The 19,744-nt window shown below is 67.9% G+C and carries 18 protein-coding genes; 13 read left to right on the forward strand and 5 right to left on the reverse strand.

The window, feature by feature from the left end:
* Positions 1 to 7 precede the first annotated feature (7 nt).
* On the reverse strand, positions 8 to 850 hold the full coding sequence (locus BLU38_RS03765) for an LLM class flavin-dependent oxidoreductase (RefSeq protein ID WP_091520079.1): 843 nt from the start codon (positions 848 to 850) through the stop codon (positions 8 to 10).
* A 344-nt stretch (positions 851 to 1,194) separates the two neighbouring features.
* Here BLU38_RS03765 and BLU38_RS03770 point away from each other — a divergent pair, with 344 nt between their 5' ends.
* From BLU38_RS03770 to BLU38_RS03805, 8 genes are all read left to right on the forward strand, one after another.
* On the forward strand, positions 1,195 to 1,725 hold the full coding sequence (locus tag BLU38_RS03770; protein WP_091520082.1) for a DUF2087 domain-containing protein: 531 nt from the start codon (positions 1,195 to 1,197) through the stop codon (positions 1,723 to 1,725).
* Positions 1,722 to 2,291: a DUF2087 domain-containing protein gene (locus BLU38_RS03775; protein WP_091520085.1), complete on the forward strand. Its 570-nt coding sequence runs from the start codon at positions 1,722 to 1,724 to the stop codon at positions 2,289 to 2,291. The genes BLU38_RS03770 and BLU38_RS03775 overlap by 4 nt, the downstream gene beginning before the upstream one ends.
* 197 nt (positions 2,292 to 2,488) lie before the next feature.
* Positions 2,489 to 3,247 carry a dienelactone hydrolase family protein gene (locus BLU38_RS03780; RefSeq protein ID WP_091520090.1) on the forward strand — a complete coding sequence of 253 codons (759 nt, stop codon included), beginning with the start codon at positions 2,489 to 2,491 and terminating at the stop codon, positions 3,245 to 3,247.
* 225 nt (positions 3,248 to 3,472) lie between these two features.
* Positions 3,473 to 4,018 (forward strand): winged helix-turn-helix domain-containing protein, encoded by a 546-nt coding sequence (locus BLU38_RS03785; protein ID WP_091520094.1) that lies wholly within the window; start codon positions 3,473 to 3,475, stop codon positions 4,016 to 4,018.
* Entirely contained in the window at positions 4,015 to 5,271 is a 1,257-nt protein-coding gene (locus tag BLU38_RS03790; RefSeq protein WP_091520098.1) for an MFS transporter, read from the forward strand. Before BLU38_RS03785 ends, BLU38_RS03790 begins: the two co-directional genes overlap by 4 nt.
* Before the next feature lie 238 nt (positions 5,272 to 5,509).
* Positions 5,510 to 7,432 (forward strand): AAA family ATPase, encoded by a 1,923-nt coding sequence (locus BLU38_RS03795; protein ID WP_157683197.1) that lies wholly within the window; start codon positions 5,510 to 5,512, stop codon positions 7,430 to 7,432.
* The gene (locus BLU38_RS03800) at positions 7,429 to 7,938 is read left to right on the forward strand and encodes a hypothetical protein (RefSeq protein ID WP_231920161.1); all 510 of its coding nucleotides are present in this window, start codon (positions 7,429 to 7,431) and stop codon (positions 7,936 to 7,938) included. Before BLU38_RS03795 ends, BLU38_RS03800 begins: the two co-directional genes overlap by 4 nt.
* A gap of 47 nt (positions 7,939 to 7,985) precedes the next feature.
* A complete protein-coding gene (locus tag BLU38_RS03805; RefSeq protein WP_091520104.1) occupies positions 7,986 to 8,318 on the forward strand; it encodes a hypothetical protein in 333 nt (110 codons plus the stop codon).
* A 22-nt stretch (positions 8,319 to 8,340) separates the two neighbouring features.
* Here BLU38_RS03805 and BLU38_RS03810 read toward each other — a convergent pair whose 3' ends face one another.
* Positions 8,341 to 9,423, reverse strand: a complete 1,083-nt coding sequence (locus BLU38_RS03810) for an ATP-dependent DNA ligase (protein WP_091520107.1) — start codon at positions 9,421 to 9,423, stop codon at positions 8,341 to 8,343.
* 241 nt (positions 9,424 to 9,664) lie between these two features.
* On the opposite strand from BLU38_RS03810, the gene BLU38_RS03815 reads away from it, so the two are divergent.
* The 3 genes from BLU38_RS03815 to BLU38_RS03825 are packed head-to-tail and all read left to right on the forward strand — an operon-like array spanning position 9,665 to position 12,089.
* Positions 9,665 to 10,384, forward strand: coding sequence for an ABC transporter ATP-binding protein (locus BLU38_RS03815; protein WP_172836066.1), 720 nt, complete (start codon positions 9,665 to 9,667; stop codon positions 10,382 to 10,384).
* A gap of 47 nt (positions 10,385 to 10,431) precedes the next feature.
* The gene (locus BLU38_RS03820) at positions 10,432 to 11,199 is read left to right on the forward strand and encodes an ABC transporter permease (RefSeq protein ID WP_231920162.1); all 768 of its coding nucleotides are present in this window, start codon (positions 10,432 to 10,434) and stop codon (positions 11,197 to 11,199) included.
* The gene (locus BLU38_RS03825; protein WP_091520118.1) at positions 11,187 to 12,089 is read left to right on the forward strand and encodes a COX15/CtaA family protein; all 903 of its coding nucleotides are present in this window, start codon (positions 11,187 to 11,189) and stop codon (positions 12,087 to 12,089) included. The genes BLU38_RS03820 and BLU38_RS03825 overlap by 13 nt, the downstream gene beginning before the upstream one ends.
* Positions 12,090 to 12,171: 82 nt before the next feature.
* Here BLU38_RS03825 and BLU38_RS03830 read toward each other — a convergent pair whose 3' ends face one another.
* From BLU38_RS03830 to BLU38_RS03840, 3 genes are all read right to left on the reverse strand, one after another.
* Positions 12,172 to 12,726 (reverse strand): 2'-5' RNA ligase family protein, encoded by a 555-nt coding sequence (locus BLU38_RS03830; RefSeq protein ID WP_157683198.1) that lies wholly within the window; start codon positions 12,724 to 12,726, stop codon positions 12,172 to 12,174.
* A gap of 29 nt (positions 12,727 to 12,755) precedes the next feature.
* Positions 12,756 to 14,771, reverse strand: coding sequence for a glycoside hydrolase family 15 protein (locus tag BLU38_RS03835; protein ID WP_091531865.1), 2,016 nt, complete (start codon positions 14,769 to 14,771; stop codon positions 12,756 to 12,758).
* A gap of 137 nt (positions 14,772 to 14,908) precedes the next feature.
* Positions 14,909 to 16,015 (reverse strand): heme o synthase, encoded by a 1,107-nt coding sequence (locus tag BLU38_RS03840; RefSeq protein ID WP_407939643.1) that lies wholly within the window; start codon positions 16,013 to 16,015, stop codon positions 14,909 to 14,911.
* Positions 16,016 to 16,239: 224 nt separating this feature from the next.
* Between BLU38_RS03840 and tkt the strand changes: the two genes are divergently transcribed.
* Together tkt and tal are read left to right on the forward strand one after the other, a co-directional pair.
* Positions 16,240 to 18,441 (forward strand): transketolase, encoded by a 2,202-nt coding sequence (tkt, locus tag BLU38_RS03845; protein ID WP_231920164.1) that lies wholly within the window; start codon positions 16,240 to 16,242, stop codon positions 18,439 to 18,441.
* A 102-nt stretch (positions 18,442 to 18,543) separates the two neighbouring features.
* Positions 18,544 to 19,656, forward strand: coding sequence for a transaldolase (gene tal, locus BLU38_RS03850; RefSeq protein WP_091520132.1), 1,113 nt, complete (start codon positions 18,544 to 18,546; stop codon positions 19,654 to 19,656).
* Positions 19,657 to 19,744 lie beyond the last annotated feature (88 nt).

Consider the following 19,744-nt stretch of genomic DNA (forward strand, 5'->3'; position numbering starts at 1 on the left):
GTCGGCCTCAGCGAGCCCTGAGCGGCCCACCGGCGATCAGCGCGCGAGTGTCCTCCAGCGACCTGTCCGGCGGAACGTACTCCGACCACCAGTCCGCGTCGGCCGCCGCGATCGAGCTGACGTAGTCGACCTCGGCATCGAGGTCGGCACGCCGCTGCCGGCCACCGACCGCAACAACGAAGTGGGCATTGCCGGCGGCGGCAGCCTCGTCCTTCAGAGCCCGTACGTCGTCGGCCGTCAGGTCCTGCCAATCCGGTGGCGGCGTGCCGTACAGGCAGGATCCGTCCCAGCGCAGCGCCCGCCGCCGCGGTCCGGGCAGGGCGGCGCAGCCACCGACCCAGATCGGGATCCGCGGTCGCTGCACCGGCCGAGCCGGCAATCGCACGTCCTGCAACGAGACGTGGCTGCCCTGATAGCTCACGGGTTCGCCGGACCAGAGGGCGGCCAACACCTCCAACCCCTCGTCCAAAGCGGCCGCCCGCGCCGTCGGATCGGTCAAGTCACCGACACCGCCGAAATCGGGACTGCCGGCGTCCCCCAGCCCGACGCCAAGCACCAATCGTCCCGCCGAGAGATGATCCACGGTGATGGCCTCCGCTGCCAGCTTCCAGACCCGGCGACGGGCGACCGGAGTGACACAGGTGCCGATCGTCACCCGCGAGGTCGCGACAGCGATCGCCGCCAAGGTCACCCATGGGTCATAGACCGGCACCGACGGATCGTGGAAGAACACATAATCCTCCAGAAAGACACCGTCCCACCCGGAATCCTCAGCCAGCCGGGCCAGTTCGGCCATCGTGATCGGGTCGCCCCACTCCCCGACGGCCGAGATGTCAAGCCCGTACTTCATCCCGCCACCTCCTCAACAGCCCTGCTGTGATAGCCCCAAGACGTGAATCCCGTCAGGTCTGAATCCCCTGTGTTGTGGGTCCCCTGTGTTGTGAATCCCCTGTGTTGTGATTGTCGGATCCATAGGATCGACGCTAGACCCGACTGCGGACACCGGCAGCCGGGTTGGCGTGTTCTCCCGATGTGCCATGCTTGGTGCAGTGGCGCTATCCCGGCGCCCAGCCTTGTGCGGGTCCCCAGCATCCGCACCGACGGCGAAGGGGAGCAGATCCTCGGGTGTGATCTTTGTCGTCCACGTCGACGCACACGCGCTGGGGGCGGACGTGCGATCGGAGTGTCCCGACAGTGACCAGGAACAAGGATTTCAAGGCCGTCGTCCGAGCCCGGATGCGGCACACCGGGGAGAACTACACCGCCGCCAGAACCGCATTGGCAGCAATCCCCTCTCCTCGGGTGCCGACCCAGGCGGCTCGCACCGCGGTCGCCCGGTCCCGGATGGATGCCGCCCGCCAGCAGCGCCTCATCGTGCAACGCTGGTTCGTCGATGGTCGGCTGCGGGCGATTCCGAGTCGGCGCAAGATCCGGGCGGCCGTCCTGCTGGAGGTTTTGTCCCGGGTACATCCCGGGCAGCTCTACACCGAGCAGCAGATCAGCAGGCTGCTGGGAGAGATCCACCCCGACTTTGCCACCGTACGGCGCGAACTGGTCGGTCTGGGATATCTGCAGCGCCGGGACGGTCGCTACTGGGTCTGTTCGGAGCCGCCGGTCCGCGATGATCATCAACGTGACGAACTCCCTGCCTGGGAAGAGATCTGGCTGCCCCGCTTCGTTGCCGGCGATCGCGGTGTTCGAGCTTCGGCGGAGGTCGGCCGATGACGACCGCACCCGATCTCGTGCTGCGCCATCGGGCAGCCCGATTGCTGCATGAGCTGTGTCGGCCGGCCAGTGCGGCCGTGATCGCCCAGCTGCCATCCGGCCCGGGTCGGATGCGCGCCGCCGATCTGGTACGCGACGGGTCGGCGTTGTCGATCAAGGAATTCTGGACGACGGTCAGCCGACTGGAGGCCCTGGGTGTGCTGCGGCGCCGCGCCGGCGAGCTGGCATTGGACCATGATCATCGAGATCTGGTCGTCGGCCAGCTGGTCGCCGACAGCCCGCTGCTGGACACGCCGCGGACGAGACCGCGCCTGGCGGCGTTCGTGCAATCGGGACGCTTCACCCGGATGCCGACCGAGCCGGTGCTGCTCGACGAACTCTACGACGCTCTGGCGGAGCTGTTCACCCCCGGCGAGACGATGACCGAGGCTGGCGTGAACGCTCGGATCGCTGCTGTGCATGACGATCCGGCAGAGATCCGTCGAGGTCTGGTCGACCGCGGCCTGCTGCACAGGGCACCGGGCAGCACCCGCTACCGGTGCCCCGATCGTACGGAGCGCAGGTGAGCTGTGGTGAGGCTGAAAAGCCGACCGCATCCAGCGGGTCACCGATACTGTTCGAATGCCGTGACGTTCAGGAGAGGAGGTGGAACCCATGCAGGCCGTAACCCTCTGGGTGCTCCTCTCACGTTCACGGTCGTGCGAGTGACGTAGCCGTCGCCGGGAGCGCCCGAAACACAGGCATCCCGAAGAAAGGCACGATCATGAAGACTCTCGAACACACGATCTCCGACGGCGTCACCGAACGCAGTTTCATCCTGGGCGAGGTACCCGGTGTGCTCTGGACACCGACCACGGTGACGGCACCGGCTCCGCTGGTCCTGATGGGCCACGGCGGTGGTCTGCACAAGAGATCCCCCGACCTGGTGGCGCGGGCCCGACGGTACGTCGCCCGGTACGGGTTCTCGGTGGCGGCCATCGACTCCCCCGGACACGGTGAACGACCGCGCTCGGTCCGCGATCAGCAATGGGTCGCGAAGATGCTGCAGGCCCGGGAATCGGGGCGACCGATGGGACCGATCATCGCCGAGTACAACGGATCACTCGCCGAGCGGGCGATCGGAGAATGGCGGGCCACCATCGACGCACTGCAGGAACTGCCGGAGATCGGACCCGATGCACCGATCGGGTACAGCGGCATGACGTTGGCCTCGGCGATCGGGTTGCCGCTGATCACCGTCGAACCGCGGATCAGCGCCGCCGTCGTCGGCGGGGTGTTCGTCTACGACGTTCTGATGGCGGCGGCCCGGATGATCACCATCCCGATCAGGTTCCTGCTGCCCTGGGATGATCACGAGATCGACCGGCAGACCGGCCTGGACCTGTTCGACGCGTTCGGTTCGACGGAGAAGTCGCTGCTGGCCACCACTGGCGGGCATCACGAACTGCCGAGCTACGTGGCCGATGAGGCGGCGCGCTTCTTCGTCCGGCAGTTCGGTCGTTCGGCGGCCGTCACGACCTGAGAATCGACCACCCTCGCCCGACTCCTGCGACGCCCGGTTGACCGGGCATCGCGGAGATCGGCCGGCCCCCGGAACCCCTTCCCGAAGATCGGCCGAGAGTCCAGATATCACGGCCTCCACCGCCGTACGCCGCCCGACATTCGACCGAGTGTCCGGGAATCGCGGCAGCTGCTGCGACCCGCCATTCAGTTGCGAAGAACTGTTCGCAACCCCTAGATTTGTTGAATGATCTCGCCGGAACCGACCACGGCACAGCTGCGCGTGCTGTCCCACCCGACCCGGCTGGCACTGCTCCGCAGACTGCGCAGTGACGGGCCGGCGACAGCCCGGGCACTGGGCCGGGAGTTCGCCATCGATTCCGGCGCGATCAGCTACCACCTCCGCCGGCTTGCCGAGGGTGGCCAGATCGTCGAGGACGTCGAGCGCGGCACCCGGCGCGAACGGTGGTGGCGTGCCGCCGAGGCGTTCACCCAGTTCGAGACCGCCCGGCACCATGATCATGATCAACTGTCCCGGGAGTATCTGCAGGCCGTCGTGCTGTCGAAGGCCGACGAACTGCAGCGGATCGCCTCGACCGTCGCCGCGTCACCGCAGGATTGGCTGGATGCAACCACCTTCTTCGACAGCGAACTGTCACTGACGGCGACGGCGACCGAGGAGCTGAAGCAAGAGTTGCTCGCCGTCATCGATCGCTATCGCGACCACCCCTGCGCGGACTCCGACGACGCTCGCCGGGTTGCCGCCCACCTGCAGTTGTATCCGCGATCATGACCGCTGCCGCTTTCGGCCGGACGAACGCCGCCCGCTGGGTTGTCGCCTACACCTGCGCCGTCGCCGGTGACGCCACGTTCTATGTCGTGCTCACCTGGGCAGCGGCAGAGTCCGGTGGTCCACAATGGTCCGGCCTGATCCTGGCGGCCGGCGCCGTCCCTCGGGTGATCCTGATGTTGCCCGGTGGCGTCCTCGCCGACCGGGTGGATCCACGTCGGCTGGCGATCGGCAGTGACCTCGGCCGTTGCCTGGCGATGCTGGTGGCGGCGACACTCGGCATCCTGCTCGGCCTGTTGCCGTGGTGGTTGCTCGGTGTCGCCGCGATCTTCGGCGTGATCGACGCGATCTTCATGCCGGCGGTCGGCGCGATGCCGGCCGGACTGGTGGGTCCCGGCGACCTCAAACGCCTGCAGGCCTGGCGGATCAGCGGTGTCCGGGTGAGCAACATCATCGGCCCGACCGCCGGAGCGGTGCTGATCTCGTTCGGTGCGGCACACGCATTCGCCGCGATCGCCGTGCTGTTCGCGGTGTCGGTCGGCCTGCTGGTGTCGGTGCGGCTGCGGCCGCGCGCCGACGCAGCGCCTGCGGCGACACAGGACAGCCGCCGGATCAGTCGTGCCGGCATCCGGATGACGCTCGCCCGACTCCGCCGTCACGGCCTCGGACGGCTGGTGCTGGTGACCGCATTGACCGACATCCCGTTCTCGGGTCCGGTGCTGGTGGGCGTCATCCTGTTGGTCCAGGAACGGCACTGGCCCGCGACCGCGGCGGGCGGGGTGCTGTCGGCCTTCAGCATCGGCGCACTGATCACCGGTCTGCTCTGCGCCGTCGCCCCGTCGCGATTGCTGAGCAAGCCGACGGTGCTGGCAGCGATCGCCGTCACCGCCGGCCTGCTGGTGGCGCTGACCGCTGCGACCGCAACCTGGTCGGCGATCATCATCGGCGCGCTGCTCGGGGTCAGTACTGCGGTGACCATGATCAGTTGCCACGGAGAGATCCAACAAGCCACTCCGCCTGATCTGCTCGGACGGGTCACCGCACTGCTGGCACTGCTCACCCTCGGGGTCAGTCCGATCGTCTTCGCCGCCTCCGGAGCGGTGGTCGCGGCGGCCGGGGCTGCGCCGTTCTTCTACGCGGCAGCCGCCGTGATCATCGTCGCCGGCGTCGGGGCGGCAACCATCCGCTTCACCCGGACGCCTCCCCCGGCCGCCACGACCACCGCGGCATCGTCCGATACAAAGTTCGGATCGTGAATCAGCGAACCGATTCGCGATCCCAACAGTCCAGACCAGAGCTTGCCGGACGGACCGGGCCCGAGTCGTCGGCCCGGCCGATTGCCGATCTCTGGTCCGCCCAGGACCGATCGTCGAGCCCGGGACCATGGGAGATAGCTGTGGATAACTCGGCCGAGCAGCGGCGAGATCTTCTTAGCATCGACGGCAAAGGTGCCGGCGGGCCAGAGCGGCACGCGATGCGAGGACAGGGGTGGCGATGGACGACTTCGTGATCAACAGGGCCGACGAGTACGGCCGTTCGATCTATCTGCGCGATCGGCCGGCGAACGCGCGTTCGGTGATCTTCACCGGCGCGCCGGGCAGTGGGAAGTCGTTCGTGCTGCGGCACGCGGCCGAGCAAGCGCGGGCTGCCGGGGACCTGGTGATCAGGATCGACGCCAGCTCCCGGGAACCCTTGCAGAGCAGGATGACCCGCGCGATCGGCGACCAGTTGGAGCAGCTCAAACGCGAGACCCCGGTCGGGGCGAACAGACTGTTGAATCGGCTGTACAAGACGCTGGACACGATGTTGTCCAACCGCTTCGACATCCAGCACGCCATCTCCGGATCGCTCTCCTGGTGGCCACCGCTGCGGATCGCCTTCACCCGCGGCCGTGATCAACAGTTCGAACGGCCCACCTCCTCGATGAACGATCTCGCCGACCGACTCGGCGACCTCGCCGCCGACCGGGGCAAACAGGTGATGGTCCTGATCGACAGCCTCGATCGGGCTCAGGAGGGCGATCTTGCCGCGATCAACGAACTCGCGACCCACCTCGACGGCAGTGAGCGTCCGGTCAATCTGACCGTGGCAGCTTCCCAACCGGCTTTGGACAAGCTGCTGGTCGCGGCGATGCCGGAGGGGCTGGCATCCGGCGCCGCCCATTGTTACGACGTCCGCAACTGCGGGCCGGTCCCCGACGCCGAGTTGCGCCCCGCGCTGACGGCTCGGATCGCTCGCAGCGGCGCGGCCGTCCTGCCCGATGCCGCGGACCGGCTGGTTGCCGAAGCCAACGGCGATCCCGGCCGGCTGCTCCGCCTCGCCGACCAGGCCACCGATCTCGCGACCGGTCCGCACGGCGTGACGACCGACACCGCAACCGCCGCGATCACCCGGCTGCGGCACGACGACGCCTGGATCTACAACGCCGGCTGGAACAACCTCACCGGTCGGGCCAAGGCGATCCTGGCCGACGCCGCTGCCGACCCGACCGGCGGCAGCATCGCCGACCTCAACACGGGAATCGATGCCGACGAATGGGCCGAGCGCGATGCTGCTCGCAACGAGTTGATCGGTGCCGGCTTCGTCCGGGAGTCCGAGGGCACACTCGTCGTCGCCGACCCCGGATTGCAGCAGTGGATCACCGATCACACCGGCAGCCGGCCGTCACTGTCCACCCCCGACGACAACGCGACCGAGAAGGACGCCGACGGCAAGTCCCCCGCTACGAAGGATGCGGCTACGAAGGATCCCGCTACGAAGGATGCGGCTACGAAGGATCCCGTTACGAAGGAAGCTGGCGACAAGTCGCCCGCCAAGAAGTCCCCGACCGACAAGAGCCCCGCCAAGGCGGCCTCAGTGAAGAAGGACGGTGCTGCAGAGCCGACGGCCAAGAGCGACGCTGCGGAGAAGTCGGCCGCCGAGAAGGCAGCAGCGAAGACGTCGACAGCCAAGAAGTCCCCTGTCGAGAAGTCCCCTGTCGAGAAGTCCCCTGTCGAGAAGTCCCCTGTCGAGAAGTCCCCTGTCGAGAAGTCCCCTGTCAAGAAGTCGACAGCCAAGAAGTCGACAGCCAAGAAGTCGACAGCCAAGAAGTCGACAGCCAAGAAGTCAGCACAGGCGACGGGCAACCGCACGGTCACGATGAGCAACACCAAGCCGAGCCGGAGCAAGCCCAGCGCCAGCAAGACCAGCACCACGAAGACCAGCAGGACCAAGATCAACAACCAGAAGTCGAGCTCCGCCGCGAAGACCGCGTCGAAGTCGTCTGCCACGGCCGGCGCAGCCACGAAGAGGCCGGCAGCCAAGTCGGTCCGGCCGGTCACCGATCTGCACGCCGTGCAGCCGCCGGTCGCCCGCACCCTGTCGGCGCGCCGGCCGGCGGTCCGTTCCGTCGCCCAGCCCACCGGGAGAGCCTCATGACCTCACCCCACGTCGACCACGATCCCGGACTGGCCGGCGTGCCGGTGATCCGGGTCCGTACGGAGATCCAACGGCTGCGACGTCTCGCACGCAGCGACGACGAGCAGGACGGCATCGAACTGTTCGCCGCGTTGTGTGACTATCTGGACGAGTTGTCCGGCCCGGCGGGCTTCGACCGTCTGCTCAGTCCGCCGGAGCGCGAGACGATGGCAGCCGCGATCACCAGGGCCCGAGTGCAATCGGACTCCGGTCCCGACCCGGTGGTGCGGCTGGACCAGCCGATCAACGCCGCGGTCTCCGTCGCCGACGGTCGCGGGCTGGCGCGACGGCTGTCCCGGTCGGGCGACTGGCAGGCCGGCCTCGGCGTCTCGCTGATGGCGTTGTACGACTACCTCGACGACCTGCACGGCGGCCGCGATCGCTTCACCGTGCTGCTCAACTCGCAGGAACGAAGGCTGGTCGCTGCCGAGCGACGGGCAGTCCCGACGATCGACCGGTCACCGTAGCGCGCCGGCCGTGCCGAGGCCGGCCGAGCGCCGTGCCATGATCACGTGTGCGAATCCTCGACCTCGGCACCGCCGAGCTGCACCCTGTCCACCGATTCGACAGCAACGGCTTCATGATCGGCAAGATCACTGCCGCGGCCGGGCCGACGCGGATCAGTCAACTGCGCCTCGCCCCCGGCGGCGTCGTCGGTCGGCATCCGGCGGTTCAGGACCAGTTGCTGATTCCGCTGCAGGGCGACGCTCTGGTGACCGGCTCGGACGGTGCGCAGTCCTCGATCGCCCCCGGCCGCGCCGCGGCCTGGACCGACGGCGAGCAGCACGAGACGAGGACAACAGCCGGGCTGTGGGCGCTGGTGGTGGAGGGCCCGCTCGACCTCTGACCGACGCCGCGTACGACGCCGGTCAGCCCAGGATGGCTGCCAGATCGAAGTTGACCGGCTCGTCGAGTTGTTCGTAGCTGCAGGACTCCGGGGTCCGGTCCGGGCGCCAGCGGTTGAACTGGGCGGTGTGCCGGAAGCGGTTTCCCTCCATGTGTTCGTAGCGGACCTCCACCACGCGTTCGGGCCGAAGCGGGACGAACGACAGGTCCTTGCCCGCACTCCAGCGACTCCCCTCGCTGTTGCGTGGGGTCCGATTGCCCTCCAGCTGCTTCGCCCAGGCCCAGGGATGATCATCGAACGAGGTCACCCAGGGCTGCAGCTCGGTGAACAGTTCCTTGCGGCGAGCCAGCGGAAAGGCGCCGATCACGCCGACCGACAGCAGATTGCCGGCCTCGCCGTAGCGGCCGTCCCGATCGTAGAGGCCGAGCAGCAGCGAGCCGATCGCGTCCGGGCCGCTCTTGTGCACCCGATAACCGGCGACCACGCAGTCCGCGGTGCGTTCGTGTTTGATCTTGAACATCACCCGCTTGTCCGGCTGGTAGGCACCGCCCTGCGGCTTGGCAACGATGCCGTCCAGCCCGGCCCCCTCGAATTCGGTGAACCACTGCTCGGCGACGGCGGGATCGGTGGTGACCGGCGTGAGATGGATCGGCTCGGGCACGTCGGCCAGCGCCTCGGCGAGTGCGGCACGTCGTTCGGCGTAGGGCCGACCGGTGTAGTCCTCGTCGCCCAGCGCCAGCAGATCGAAGGCGACGAATCGTGCCGGAGTGGTCTCGGACAGCATCGTGACCCGGCTCGCCGCCGGATGGATCCGTTGTTGCAGCGCCTCGAAGTCCAGTCGGTCACCCGACGCGCTGACCAGGATCAGCTCCCCGTCGATCACACAGCGCGGGGGTAGCAGCCGGCGGAAGGCTTCGACCAGTTCCGGGAAGTAGCGAGTCATCGGACGCTCGTTACGGCTGCCGATCTCGACCTCGTCGCCGTCGCGGAAGATGATCGAACGGAATCCGTCCCACTTCGGCTCGTAGGTCAGTTCGCCGGTCGGGATGGTCTTCGTCGACTTGGCCAGCATCGGTTTCACCGGCGGCATCACGGGCAGCTCCATGCACCCATCCTGACCGATCGGCGGCCCGCTGTCGCGCCATCGGGTCCGGTTCTCGGGGCCGGTCGCCCGCAGCCGCAGAAACCGGCGTCGTGCCGATCGTCGCCAGCCAGGACAGCATCCCCTGTTCCTCGGTTCGCGCCCGGCCGTCCTCCGGCAGCAAAGGTGTCGGGTCAGCGGACGGCGACGCCGGGAATACGACCGCGTGTAGTACACCGCCGCCGTCCGGATTAGACTCGCCTGCGTGCAAGGTCTGCGTCCTGCCCTCGAGGTGACCGGGCTGGGCGTCGATCTCGGCGGCCACCCGGTGCTCGACGACCTCTCGCTGACCGCAGCTCGATCCGCTCTGACCAGCATCCTCGGCCCGAACGGCGCCGGCAAGACCACCCTGATCCGCTGTTGCACCGGCCTGATCCGGCCGACGCGCGGCAGCGTCTCGGTGCTCGGCACCGAGCCGGGAGGCACGGCGGCCGCCGCACGCGTCGGCATGATGCCACAGAGCACCGGAGCCTGGTCCGGCATCCGTCCACTGGAACTGCTGCGCTATCTGGCGTCGCTGTACGCACGACCGCTGCCGGTGGACGCGCTGGCCGACCGGCTCGGGCTGCATCCGCTGGCCAAGACGCCCTACCGGCGGTTGTCCGGCGGCCAGCAACAGGCCGTCAACCTGGCGGGGGCGCTGATCGGGCGACCCGAACTGGTGTTCCTGGACGAACCCACCGCCGGGATGGATCCGCATGCCCGTCGAGCCACCTGGGAGCTGCTCCGCGAGTTGCGGACGGCCGGCGTCAGCCTGGTGCTGACCACCCACGCCATGGAGGAGGCGGCCGCCCTGTCGGACCTGATCCACATCGTCGACCGGGGCCGGGTGGCGGTCTCCGGCACCGTCACCGAGCTCACCGCCGACGGCAGCAGCCTGGAGGACGTCTTCCTGGCCAACACCCATGCGGGGTTGGGCGGATGAGCGGCGGCCAGCGGGAACCGATCCTTCGACAGGCTCAGGACCCTGCGGTGGTTCAGGACGCGGGGCTCGACTTCACTCCTGCAGGTGGGGCGGCACCGGCGGGTCGGCGAGTGCTGGCGCACGGACTGACCGAGACCAAGCTGTTGGTCCGCAACGGTGAGCAGCTGTTGTTGGCGTTGATCATCCCGGTGGCGATCCTGGTGGCTGCACGCTTCATCGGCACCCGGCTGCTCGGTGATCAACTCCCGGCGTCGGTGCTGGCGCTGGCAGTGTGGTCGTCGGCGTTCACCTCGATCGCGATCGCTACCGGATTCGAGCGACGCTACGGCGTGCTGGAACGGCTGGCCACCACCCCGCTGGGTCGGTCCGGACTGCTGACCGGTAAGGCGATGGCGGTGGTGATCATCGTGCTCGGCCAGCTGGTGATCTTGACCGTGGTGGCCTTGCTGCTCGGCTGGCATCCCGCGTTCACCGCGCCGACCGTGCTGCTGGCGGTCGCGGCCGTGGTGATCGCGATCATCGCCTTCGTCGCGTTCGCGCTGTTGCTGGCCGGTCGGTTGCGGGCCGAGGCGACGCTGGCGCTGGCCAACGTGATCTACGTGATCCTGCTGGTCGGCGGTGGCCTGGTCATCCCGGCCGAACGGTTCCCCGGAGCGTTGGCGGTGGTCGTCCGACTGCTGCCCACCGGTGCCTTGGGTGAGGAACTCCGGGCCGCAGCTGCGGGCACCGCGACCGGCTGGCCGTTGTTGGTGCTCGCGATCTGGGCGGCAGTGTTCATTCTCCTTGCCAGGAAGGCTTTCCGATGGGTTCCCTGACCGATCTGCGACCACCGGCTCCACTCGGTGGCCTGGGCAGCCCGCGCTGGCTGCGTCGGCTCGGCGTCGCATCGCTGGTGATGAACATCGTGATCATTCTGACCGGTGGGTTGGTCAGGCTGACCGACTCCGGACTCGGCTGTCCGACCTGGCCGCAGTGCACACCCGGCTCCTACACCCCGCACCAGGCGCTCGGCATCCATGGCGTGATCGAGTTCGGCAACCGGACCCTGACCTTCGTCCTGATCGTGATCGCGTTGATCACCTGGATCGCCACGTTGTTGTACCGCCGACCCGACGGAACCCCGGACCGTAAGCTGCGCTGGCTGACCTTCGGGATGGGGTTCGGTATCCCCTTCCAGGGCGTGATCGGCGGCATCACCGTGCACACCGGGCTCAACCCGTACGTCGTCGCCCTGCACATGCTGAACTCGATGGTGCTGGTCGCACTCTCGGCCTGGCTGGTCCGACTGACCTGGCCGGCGCCACGCCGTACGGTCTCCGGTCCGGCCCGGGCCCTGTCGGCGGTGATCTTCGCACTGTCCTGGCTGGTCGTCTGTCTGGGCACCGTGGTCACCGGATCCGGACCACACGCCGGCGACGTCAACGCCCACCGGACCGGGCTGGACCCGGTGGTGATCAGCCATCTGCACGCAACGGCGGTGTACGCGTTGGTCGCCGCCACCGTGCTGCTGGTGATCATGCTCCGCGGCCACCGGCCGGCACTGTTGCTGTTGGCCGTCGAGATCGCTCAGGGCATCATCGGCTTCGTGCAGTATTTCAACGGCCTGCCGATCGGTGTCGTCGAGCTGCATCTGCTGGGTGCAGCAGGCACCATCGCCTGTGCCTCCAACCTGTTCTGCTCGCTCCGCGGGCCGCACCGAGGCTGACCCGAGCCCGGACGGCTCAGCCTCGATCCAGCGATGTGCCGCTATTGCGCGACCCCATCCGGGAACATCGGCGGATCGGGGCTCAGACGAGGTTCCGGGCCTGCTTCACGTCCCCCTGCCACCATCGGCAGCCGACCGCCTGGGCCTCGATCTCGCGGGGTGCGCCGTTCGATGCGCCGGTACGGGCCAACAGTTGCAGCGCGACCGAGATCTGATCGGGCCGCAGCCGGTGCGCCAGCGTCACGTGCGGCGCCCACCGACCGGCATTGAAATGATCATCGACCGCCGGCGGGCTGTTCCGCCGTACCTGCTGTTGGAGTTCCAGCAACGGCACCGTCGGGTGCACCTGGCGGACCAGGATCAGACCGGGTCGGCCGACCTTCGCCGTGCCGAAGACCATCGGTACGCCGATCACCAGCGGAATCGGCAGCGCCTCACTGACCACCGGCCCGAGCCCGGTCGCGATCTGGGCGGGGATCTGTTCGGCCGCTACCAAGGTGACGTGCGGCCGTCGCGGCCCGCCACCCTGCGGTGGTCGATGTTCACTGGGCAACCCGGCGTCTGCGAGCAGCCGCCATTGCCGCCGGATCGCGGCTTCGGCCTCGTCGTCCAGCAACAACTCGATCGAGTGAACCACCGGGTGCCTTCCCTGTCGGTTGAGACGAATTATCCCGTACTGGCCGTCGGATTGCTCGGAGGCTGGTCGGTGCGACCTGTCGGACGCGTCGCGAGCGGTTCGTCATCGGCGGCCCGGGTGGCCTGTCGGCCGCGCTGTTGCCGATTGCCGTCCACCCCGCCGCGCTCCTCCTCCATCCGGATCACATGCATCACCGCGTTGATCAGCGCCAGGTGGGTGAACGCCTGCGGGAAGTTGCCCAGATGGCGGCCGGTCCGCGGGTCGAGCTCCTCGCCGTACAGTTCCAGCGGACCGGCGGCGGCGAGCAGCTTGGCACACAGCTTGTGCGCCCGTTGGAATTCGCCGATCTCGCACAGCGCCGACACCAGCCAGAACGAACAGATCGTGAAGGTGCCCTCCTCACCGGCGAATCCGTCGTCGGTCTCGTGCACCTGATAGCGCAGCACCAGATCGTGCACGCTGAGCTCGTCGGCGATCGCCAACACGGTGTTGCGGATCCGTTCGTCATCCGGCGGCAGGAAACGCAGCAACGGTGCCAGCAGCAGCGAGGCGTCCAGGGCGTCGGTGTCGTAGTGCTGGGTGAACACGCCGCGGGAGTCGACGCCGTTGGCCAGGATGTCGGCCTTGATCTCCTCGGCCGCTTCCCGCCATTGCTTGGCCCGTTCGTGTTCGGAGTAGGCCTCGGCGAGCAGCGCGCCGCGATCGGCGGCGACCCAGCACATGATCTTGGACGAGGTGAAGTGCTGCAGCGGACCGCGCACCTCCCAGATCCCGGCGTCCGGTTCCCTCCAGTGCTCCAGAGCCTCCTGCACCTGCTTCTCACAGATGCTCCAGATCCGGTTGTCCAGATGATTGGTCACCTTGGAGTGCAGATAGACCGAGTCCAGCAGCGCACCCCAGACGTCGTGCTGCTGCTGCCGGTAGGCCGCGTTGCCGATCCGCACCGGCCGGGACGAGGCGTAGCCGGGAAGATGATCAAGCTCGGATTCGGGCAGGTCCTTCTCGCCGCCGATGCCGTACATGATCTGCAGCGGTTCGTCACCGTCGGCGAGGTCGGCGATGAAGGAGAAGAAGTCCACCGCCTCCCAGTCGTAGCCGAGCGAGAACATCCCCCACAGCGCGAAGGTGGCGTCGCGAATCCAGGTGTAGCGGTAGTCGTAGTTGCGCTCACCGCCCAAGGATTCGGGCAACGAGGTGGTACCGGCTGCCAGGATCGCGCCGCTCGGGGCGTAGGTCAGGCCCTTCAGCGTCAGCGCGCTGCGCTGCAGATAGCTCCGCCACGGATGATCGGGGAAGTTGCCCCGGGCCAGCCAATGCTGCCAATGGTGCGCGGTCCACACCTGCCGGCTGTAGGCGTCGGCATAGTCGCGCGGCGGTGGTGCTCCACCCCAGGACAGCGCGACGAAGTGCAGATCGCCTTCCTTGAGCAGGGTGCGGGACGAAGCCTGGCCGCCCTCGAAACCGAGTCGCATGTCGGAGGTCAGATACAGCTCGAGTTCGCCGTCGGGTGCGGTGCACCGGGCCTGGTGGTAGCCCTCCTCGGTGTACTCCCAGCTGCCGCCGCTGCGGCCGTAGTCGAACGACGGTTCGCAGTCCATCACCATCTGGACCTCGCCGTTCACGCAGCGGACGGTGCGTAGCAGGATGTGTTCGGCCTCGTAGTCGGTCGGTGTCCGGCTGTAGGTCTTGGACCGGTCCTCCGAGTGATGCCATGGGCCGATCAGCAGCGCATCGCGGACGATCACCCAGCCGGTCGGGGTGCCCCAGCTGGTCTCCAGGATCATCGTGCCGGGCAGATAGCGGCGGGCGACCGGCACCGACACCTCGATCGGTGCGAACCCGTACGAACCCGCCTGCCGGCCCAGGAGGGCGCCGAAGACGCTCGGGGCATCGAACCGGGGCACGCACATCCAGTCGACCGAACCGCCCGGCGCGACCAGGGCACACACCTCGCCGTCGCTGAGGAAGCCGTAATCGGCGATCGGGACCGTCCTCGCACCGTCCAGTCCGGGCAGCGGCGCGGCATCGAACAGATTTGCGCTCATCACCGCAGCATGGCCGACTTCGCGGGTCACCGCGACCCTCCTGATGGGCACAACCTGAGAACAATCGGCTCCCCGTCAGGTCGAATGACCCGATCCGGCGCCGGTCCGGCCGACGGGGAGCGGCATCCCCTCAGCGGTCAGAACGGGAGCAGCGGGTCGACCGCGGCAGCGACGAAGATCAGGGCCAGGTAGGAGTTGGACCAGTGGAAGAGCCTCATCGGCTTCATCAGGGCATCGCTCAGCCCGGCCCGGGCGCGGCCCAGCAATCGGACCGATTCGACCAGCAGCGCGATGCCGCAGGCGCCGGCGACGATCGGATAGAGCAGTCCCGTGTCGGCGATCGGCCAGAGCGCCAGCGAGGTGGCGACGGTCAGCACGGAGTAGATCAGGATCCGCTTGGTCACGCCGACCGGCCCCATGATCACCGGCAGCATCGGCACGTCGGCCGCTGCGTAGTCCTCGCGGTAGCGCATCGCCAGCGACCAGGTGTGCGGCGGGGTCCAGAAGAAGACGACCATGAACAGCACGAACGGCGCCAACGCCAGCTCGCCGGTCACCGCGGTCCAACCGATCAGTGGCGGGAAGCAGCCGGCGATGCCACCCCAGACGATGTTCTGTGAGGTGTGCCGCTTCAAGATCATCGTGTAGATCAGCACGTAGAACGCGTTCGCGCCCAGGGCCAACAGTGCCGACAGCCAGTTGACGAAGAAGCCGAACCAGAGCAGGGACAGCGCGCCGAGCACCGCACCGAACAGGGTTGCGGTCCGCCAGCTCACCGCATGCCGCGGCAGCGGGCGCCGACGGGTCCGTCGCATCCGCTCGTCGATGTCGCGGTCCAGCACGCAGTTGAAGACGTTGGCGCTGGCCGCGGCGAAGATTCCGCCGACCAGGGTGAGCAGCACCAACACCAGATTCGGGACGCCCTGTGCGGCCAGGAACATGGCCGGCACCGTGGTGACCAGCAGCAACTCGATGATCCGCGGCTTGGTCAGCGCGACATAGGCACTGATGACATCGCGAACCCGGCTGCCGTGGTGCCGATCCGATTGATCGCGCCGCGTGCCGCCCTGGCCCGAACCGACATGTTCGGACCGGACATGGTCGGGGCCGAGATCACCGGACGAGGCATCGGTCGCCTGACGTGTTGCCGGGCTCGCGGCGTCACCGGCCGAACCGGTCACGTCAATGCTTGTCACTGTGAGCGTTCCCCTGCCATCACCGAGCGCGATTGTTCCTTCCGACACTAACTCCTACGCCGTGTCGTAGCAAAGCTGCGCGGATGCAAGTCTAGGGCATGCCCTGGACCGTTCAGCGCGTCGTATCGCCTCCGGCACCCGCAACTCACGCATCCGTACCCGGCAGCGATAGGCTCGGCAGGAGTTTGGGTAAGCCCAAAGCGCACCCCTATGTACAAGAGATACGCCTCGCCCGGCCTGGGAGAAGCAAGCGGAAGGAACCTGAGTTCGCTGTGACTGACACAATTACTGCCAAGGACCCCAGCCAGCTGCCGGAAGGTTGGACCGACCTCGACACCAAGGCCGTCGACACCGTTCGCGCACTGGCCGCCGACGCGGTCCAGGGGCCGCAGGCCGGGCATCCCGGGACGGCGATCAGCCTGGCGCCGGCGGCGTACCTGCTCTTCCAGAAGGTGATGCGGCACGATCCGTCGGACACCAACTGGGTCGGTCGCGACCGATTCGTGCTGAGCGCCGGGCACTCCTGCCTGACCCTGTACATCCAGTTCTACCTGGGTGGCTTCGGTCTGGAGCTGGACGACCTGAAGTCGCTGCGGACCTGGGACTCCAAGACCCCCGGCCACCCCGAGTACGGTCACACCGCAGGCGTCGAGGTCACCACCGGACCGCTCGGTCAGGGCGTCGGCAACGCTGTCGGGATGGCGATGGCCGCCCGCCGGCAGCGTGGCCTGCTGGACCCGGACGCGGCCCCCGGGACCAGCCCGTTCGACTACCAGATCTACTCGATCGCCTCAGACGGCGACATCGAGGAGGGCATCTCCTCCGAGGCGTCCTCGCTGGCCGGCACCCAGCGGCTGGGCAACCTGACGCTGATCTACGACAACAACAAGATCTCCATCGAGGACGACACCAACATCGCCCTCAGCGAGGACACCGCGAAGCGCTACGAGGCGTACGGCTGGCACGTCCAGACCGTCGACTGGACCAACGACGGCAAGAGCTACGGCGAGAACATCAAGGCCCTGAACGACGCCCTGGCGGCCGCCCGCGAGGTCACCGACCGGCCTAGCTTCATCGATCTTCGGACGATCATCGCGTGGCCGTCCCCCGGCAAGCAGGGCACCGGCGCCGCGCACGGTTCGTCGCTGGGCGACGACGAGGTCAAGGCGCTGAAGGAGGTCATCGGGTTCGACGCGAGCAAGACCTTCGACGTCGACCCGGCCGTCCTGGAGCACACCCGGGGCCTGGTCCAGCGCGGTAAGGATGCGCACGCCGAGTGGCAGAAGTCGTTCGACGCCTGGGCCTCGAAGAATGCCGACGGCAAGGCGATGTTCGAGCGGCTGACCAAGCGGGAGCTCACCCCCGGCTGGGAGAAGGCGCTGCCGACCTTCGACGCCGACGAGAAGGGTGTCGCGTCCCGGGCCGCGTCGGGCAAGGTGCTGACCGCGCTCGCGCCGGTGCTGCCGGAGCTGTGGGGCGGCTCGGCCGACCTGGCCGGTTCGAACAACACCACCCCGGACGGCCAGCCCAGCTTCCTGCCCGAGGACCGGCAGTCCAAGAAGTTCTCCGGCTCGCCGTACGGTCGGGTGCTGCACTTCGGCATCCGCGAGCACGCGATGGGCGCGATCATGAACGGGATCGCGGTGTCCACCGGGCTCCGGGTCTACGGCGGCACCTTCCTCACCTTCTCCGACTACATGCGGCCGAGCGTCCGGCTGGCGTCGCTGATGAAGCTGCCGGTCACCTACGTCTGGACCCACGATTCGATCGGGCTCGGCGAGGACGGCCCGACCCACCAGCCCGTCGAGCACCTGACCGCGCTGCGCGCCATTCCCGGCCTGGACGTGGTCCGCCCGGCCGACGCCAACGAGACCGCCTGGGCCTGGAAGACGATCTTGGAGCACTCCGACCGTCCGGCCGGTCTGATCCTGTCCCGGCAGGCACTGCCCACCTTCCCGCGGGACACCGACGGTTTCGCCGCTGCGGATGGAACAGCCAAGGGCGGGTATGTGTTGAAGGACAGTGAAGGTGATCCGGAGGTGATCCTGATCGGTACCGGTTCGGAGGTGCAGTTGGCGGTGAAGGCGGCCGAGCAGCTCGCCGCGGACGGGGTCAAGGCACGGGTCGTGTCGATGCCGTGTGTGGAGTGGTTCTTCGAACAGGACGAGGCGTACCGCGAGTCGGTGCTGCCGGCCGGCGTGAAGGCCCGGGTGTCGGTCGAAGCCGGCATCGCGCTGGGTTGGCGTGGGCTGATCGGCGACGCCGGTCGGGCCGTCAGCCTGGAGCATTTCGGTGCCTCGGCCGCGGCGGGTGTGCTGTTCGAGGAGTTCGGTTTCACACCGGCGAAGGTGGTCGAGGCGGCCAACGAGAGCATCGCGGCAGCCAAGTCCGGTGGCAACCCGACACACCCGCTGACCAGCGGACCGTCCGGCCCCGCCGACACCTTGGACGAGCCGGGCGCCACGATTTCCTAGCAAGGGGGGCGACCCCCTTGGACCCCCGAGCGTCTCACCTCGGGTGCCGATGGAGATCCACAACGATCCACGATTTCCCAATGAGATAAGGGATGAAGGCAGATGAGTGAAGCGCTGAAGACACTGGCCGACGCCGGTGTGTCCATCTGGCTCGACGACCTGTCGCGAGAGCGGCTCGACTCGGGCAACCTGGCGAAGTTGATCAAGGACAAGCACGTTGTCGGAGTGACCACCAACCCGACGATCTTCGCGTCCGCGTTGTCCAAGGGCGAGGCCTACGATCAGCAGGTCAAGCAGTTGGCAGCCGACGGCAAGACCACCGCCGAGGCGATCCGGGAGATCACCACCACCGACGTCCGTAATGCCTGCGACCTGTTCACCGACACGTACCAGGCCACGAACGGCGTCGACGGCCGGGTCTCGATCGAGGTCGAGCCCGGACTGGCGATGGACACCGACGGAACCATCAACCAGGCCAAGGAATTGTGGTCGACGGTTGATCGGCCGAACGTGTTGATCAAGATCCCGGCCACCAAGCCGGGACTGCCGGCGATCACCGCGGCGACCGCCGAAGGGATCAGCGTCAACGTCACGTTGATCTTCGGTCTGGAGCGCTACCAGGGTGTGATCGACGCCTACTTCGAGGGGCTGGAACAGGCCGCAGCCAACGGCATCGACCTGTCCACGATCCGTTCGGTGGCGTCGTTCTTCGTCTCCCGCGTCGATGTCGAGTACGACAAGCGGCTGGACAAGATCGGCACCGACGAGGCCAAGGCGCTGAAGGACAAGGCCGCGATCGCCAACGCCCGGTTGGCCTACGCGCTGTACCAGAAGGCGTTCTCCTCCGATCGCTGGAAGGCGTTGGAGGCCAAGGGCGCCAACGTGCAGCGTCCGCTGTGGGCGTCCACCGGGGTCAAGGATCCCGAGCTCCCCGACACCCTGTACGTGGCCGAGTTGGTCGTCGCCGACACCGTCAACACGATGCCGGAGAAGACCCTGGAAGCGGTCGCCGATCACGGCGAGATCGACGGCGACAAGGTCACCGGCACCGCCGATCAGGCGCAGCAGGTGCTTGACGCGCTGACCGCGCTCGACATCTCCTACGACGATGTCATCCAGGTCCTGGAGGACGAGGGCGTCAAGAAGTTCGACGTCTCCTGGGGCGAACTGGAGCAGACCGTGGAAGCCGCCCTGAAGGCGGCCCAGTCGGCCTGATCACCACCCGGCACAGCCTGACCGCGCGACCGCACCGAGCCCGGCTCGGTGCGGTCGTTGCGTTCCACGAGCAACTCGGCGGACCGGT

The sequence above is a fragment of the Microlunatus soli genome, assembly GCF_900105385.1.
In the GTDB taxonomy this organism is placed as follows: domain Bacteria; phylum Actinomycetota; class Actinomycetes; order Propionibacteriales; family Propionibacteriaceae; genus Microlunatus; species Microlunatus soli.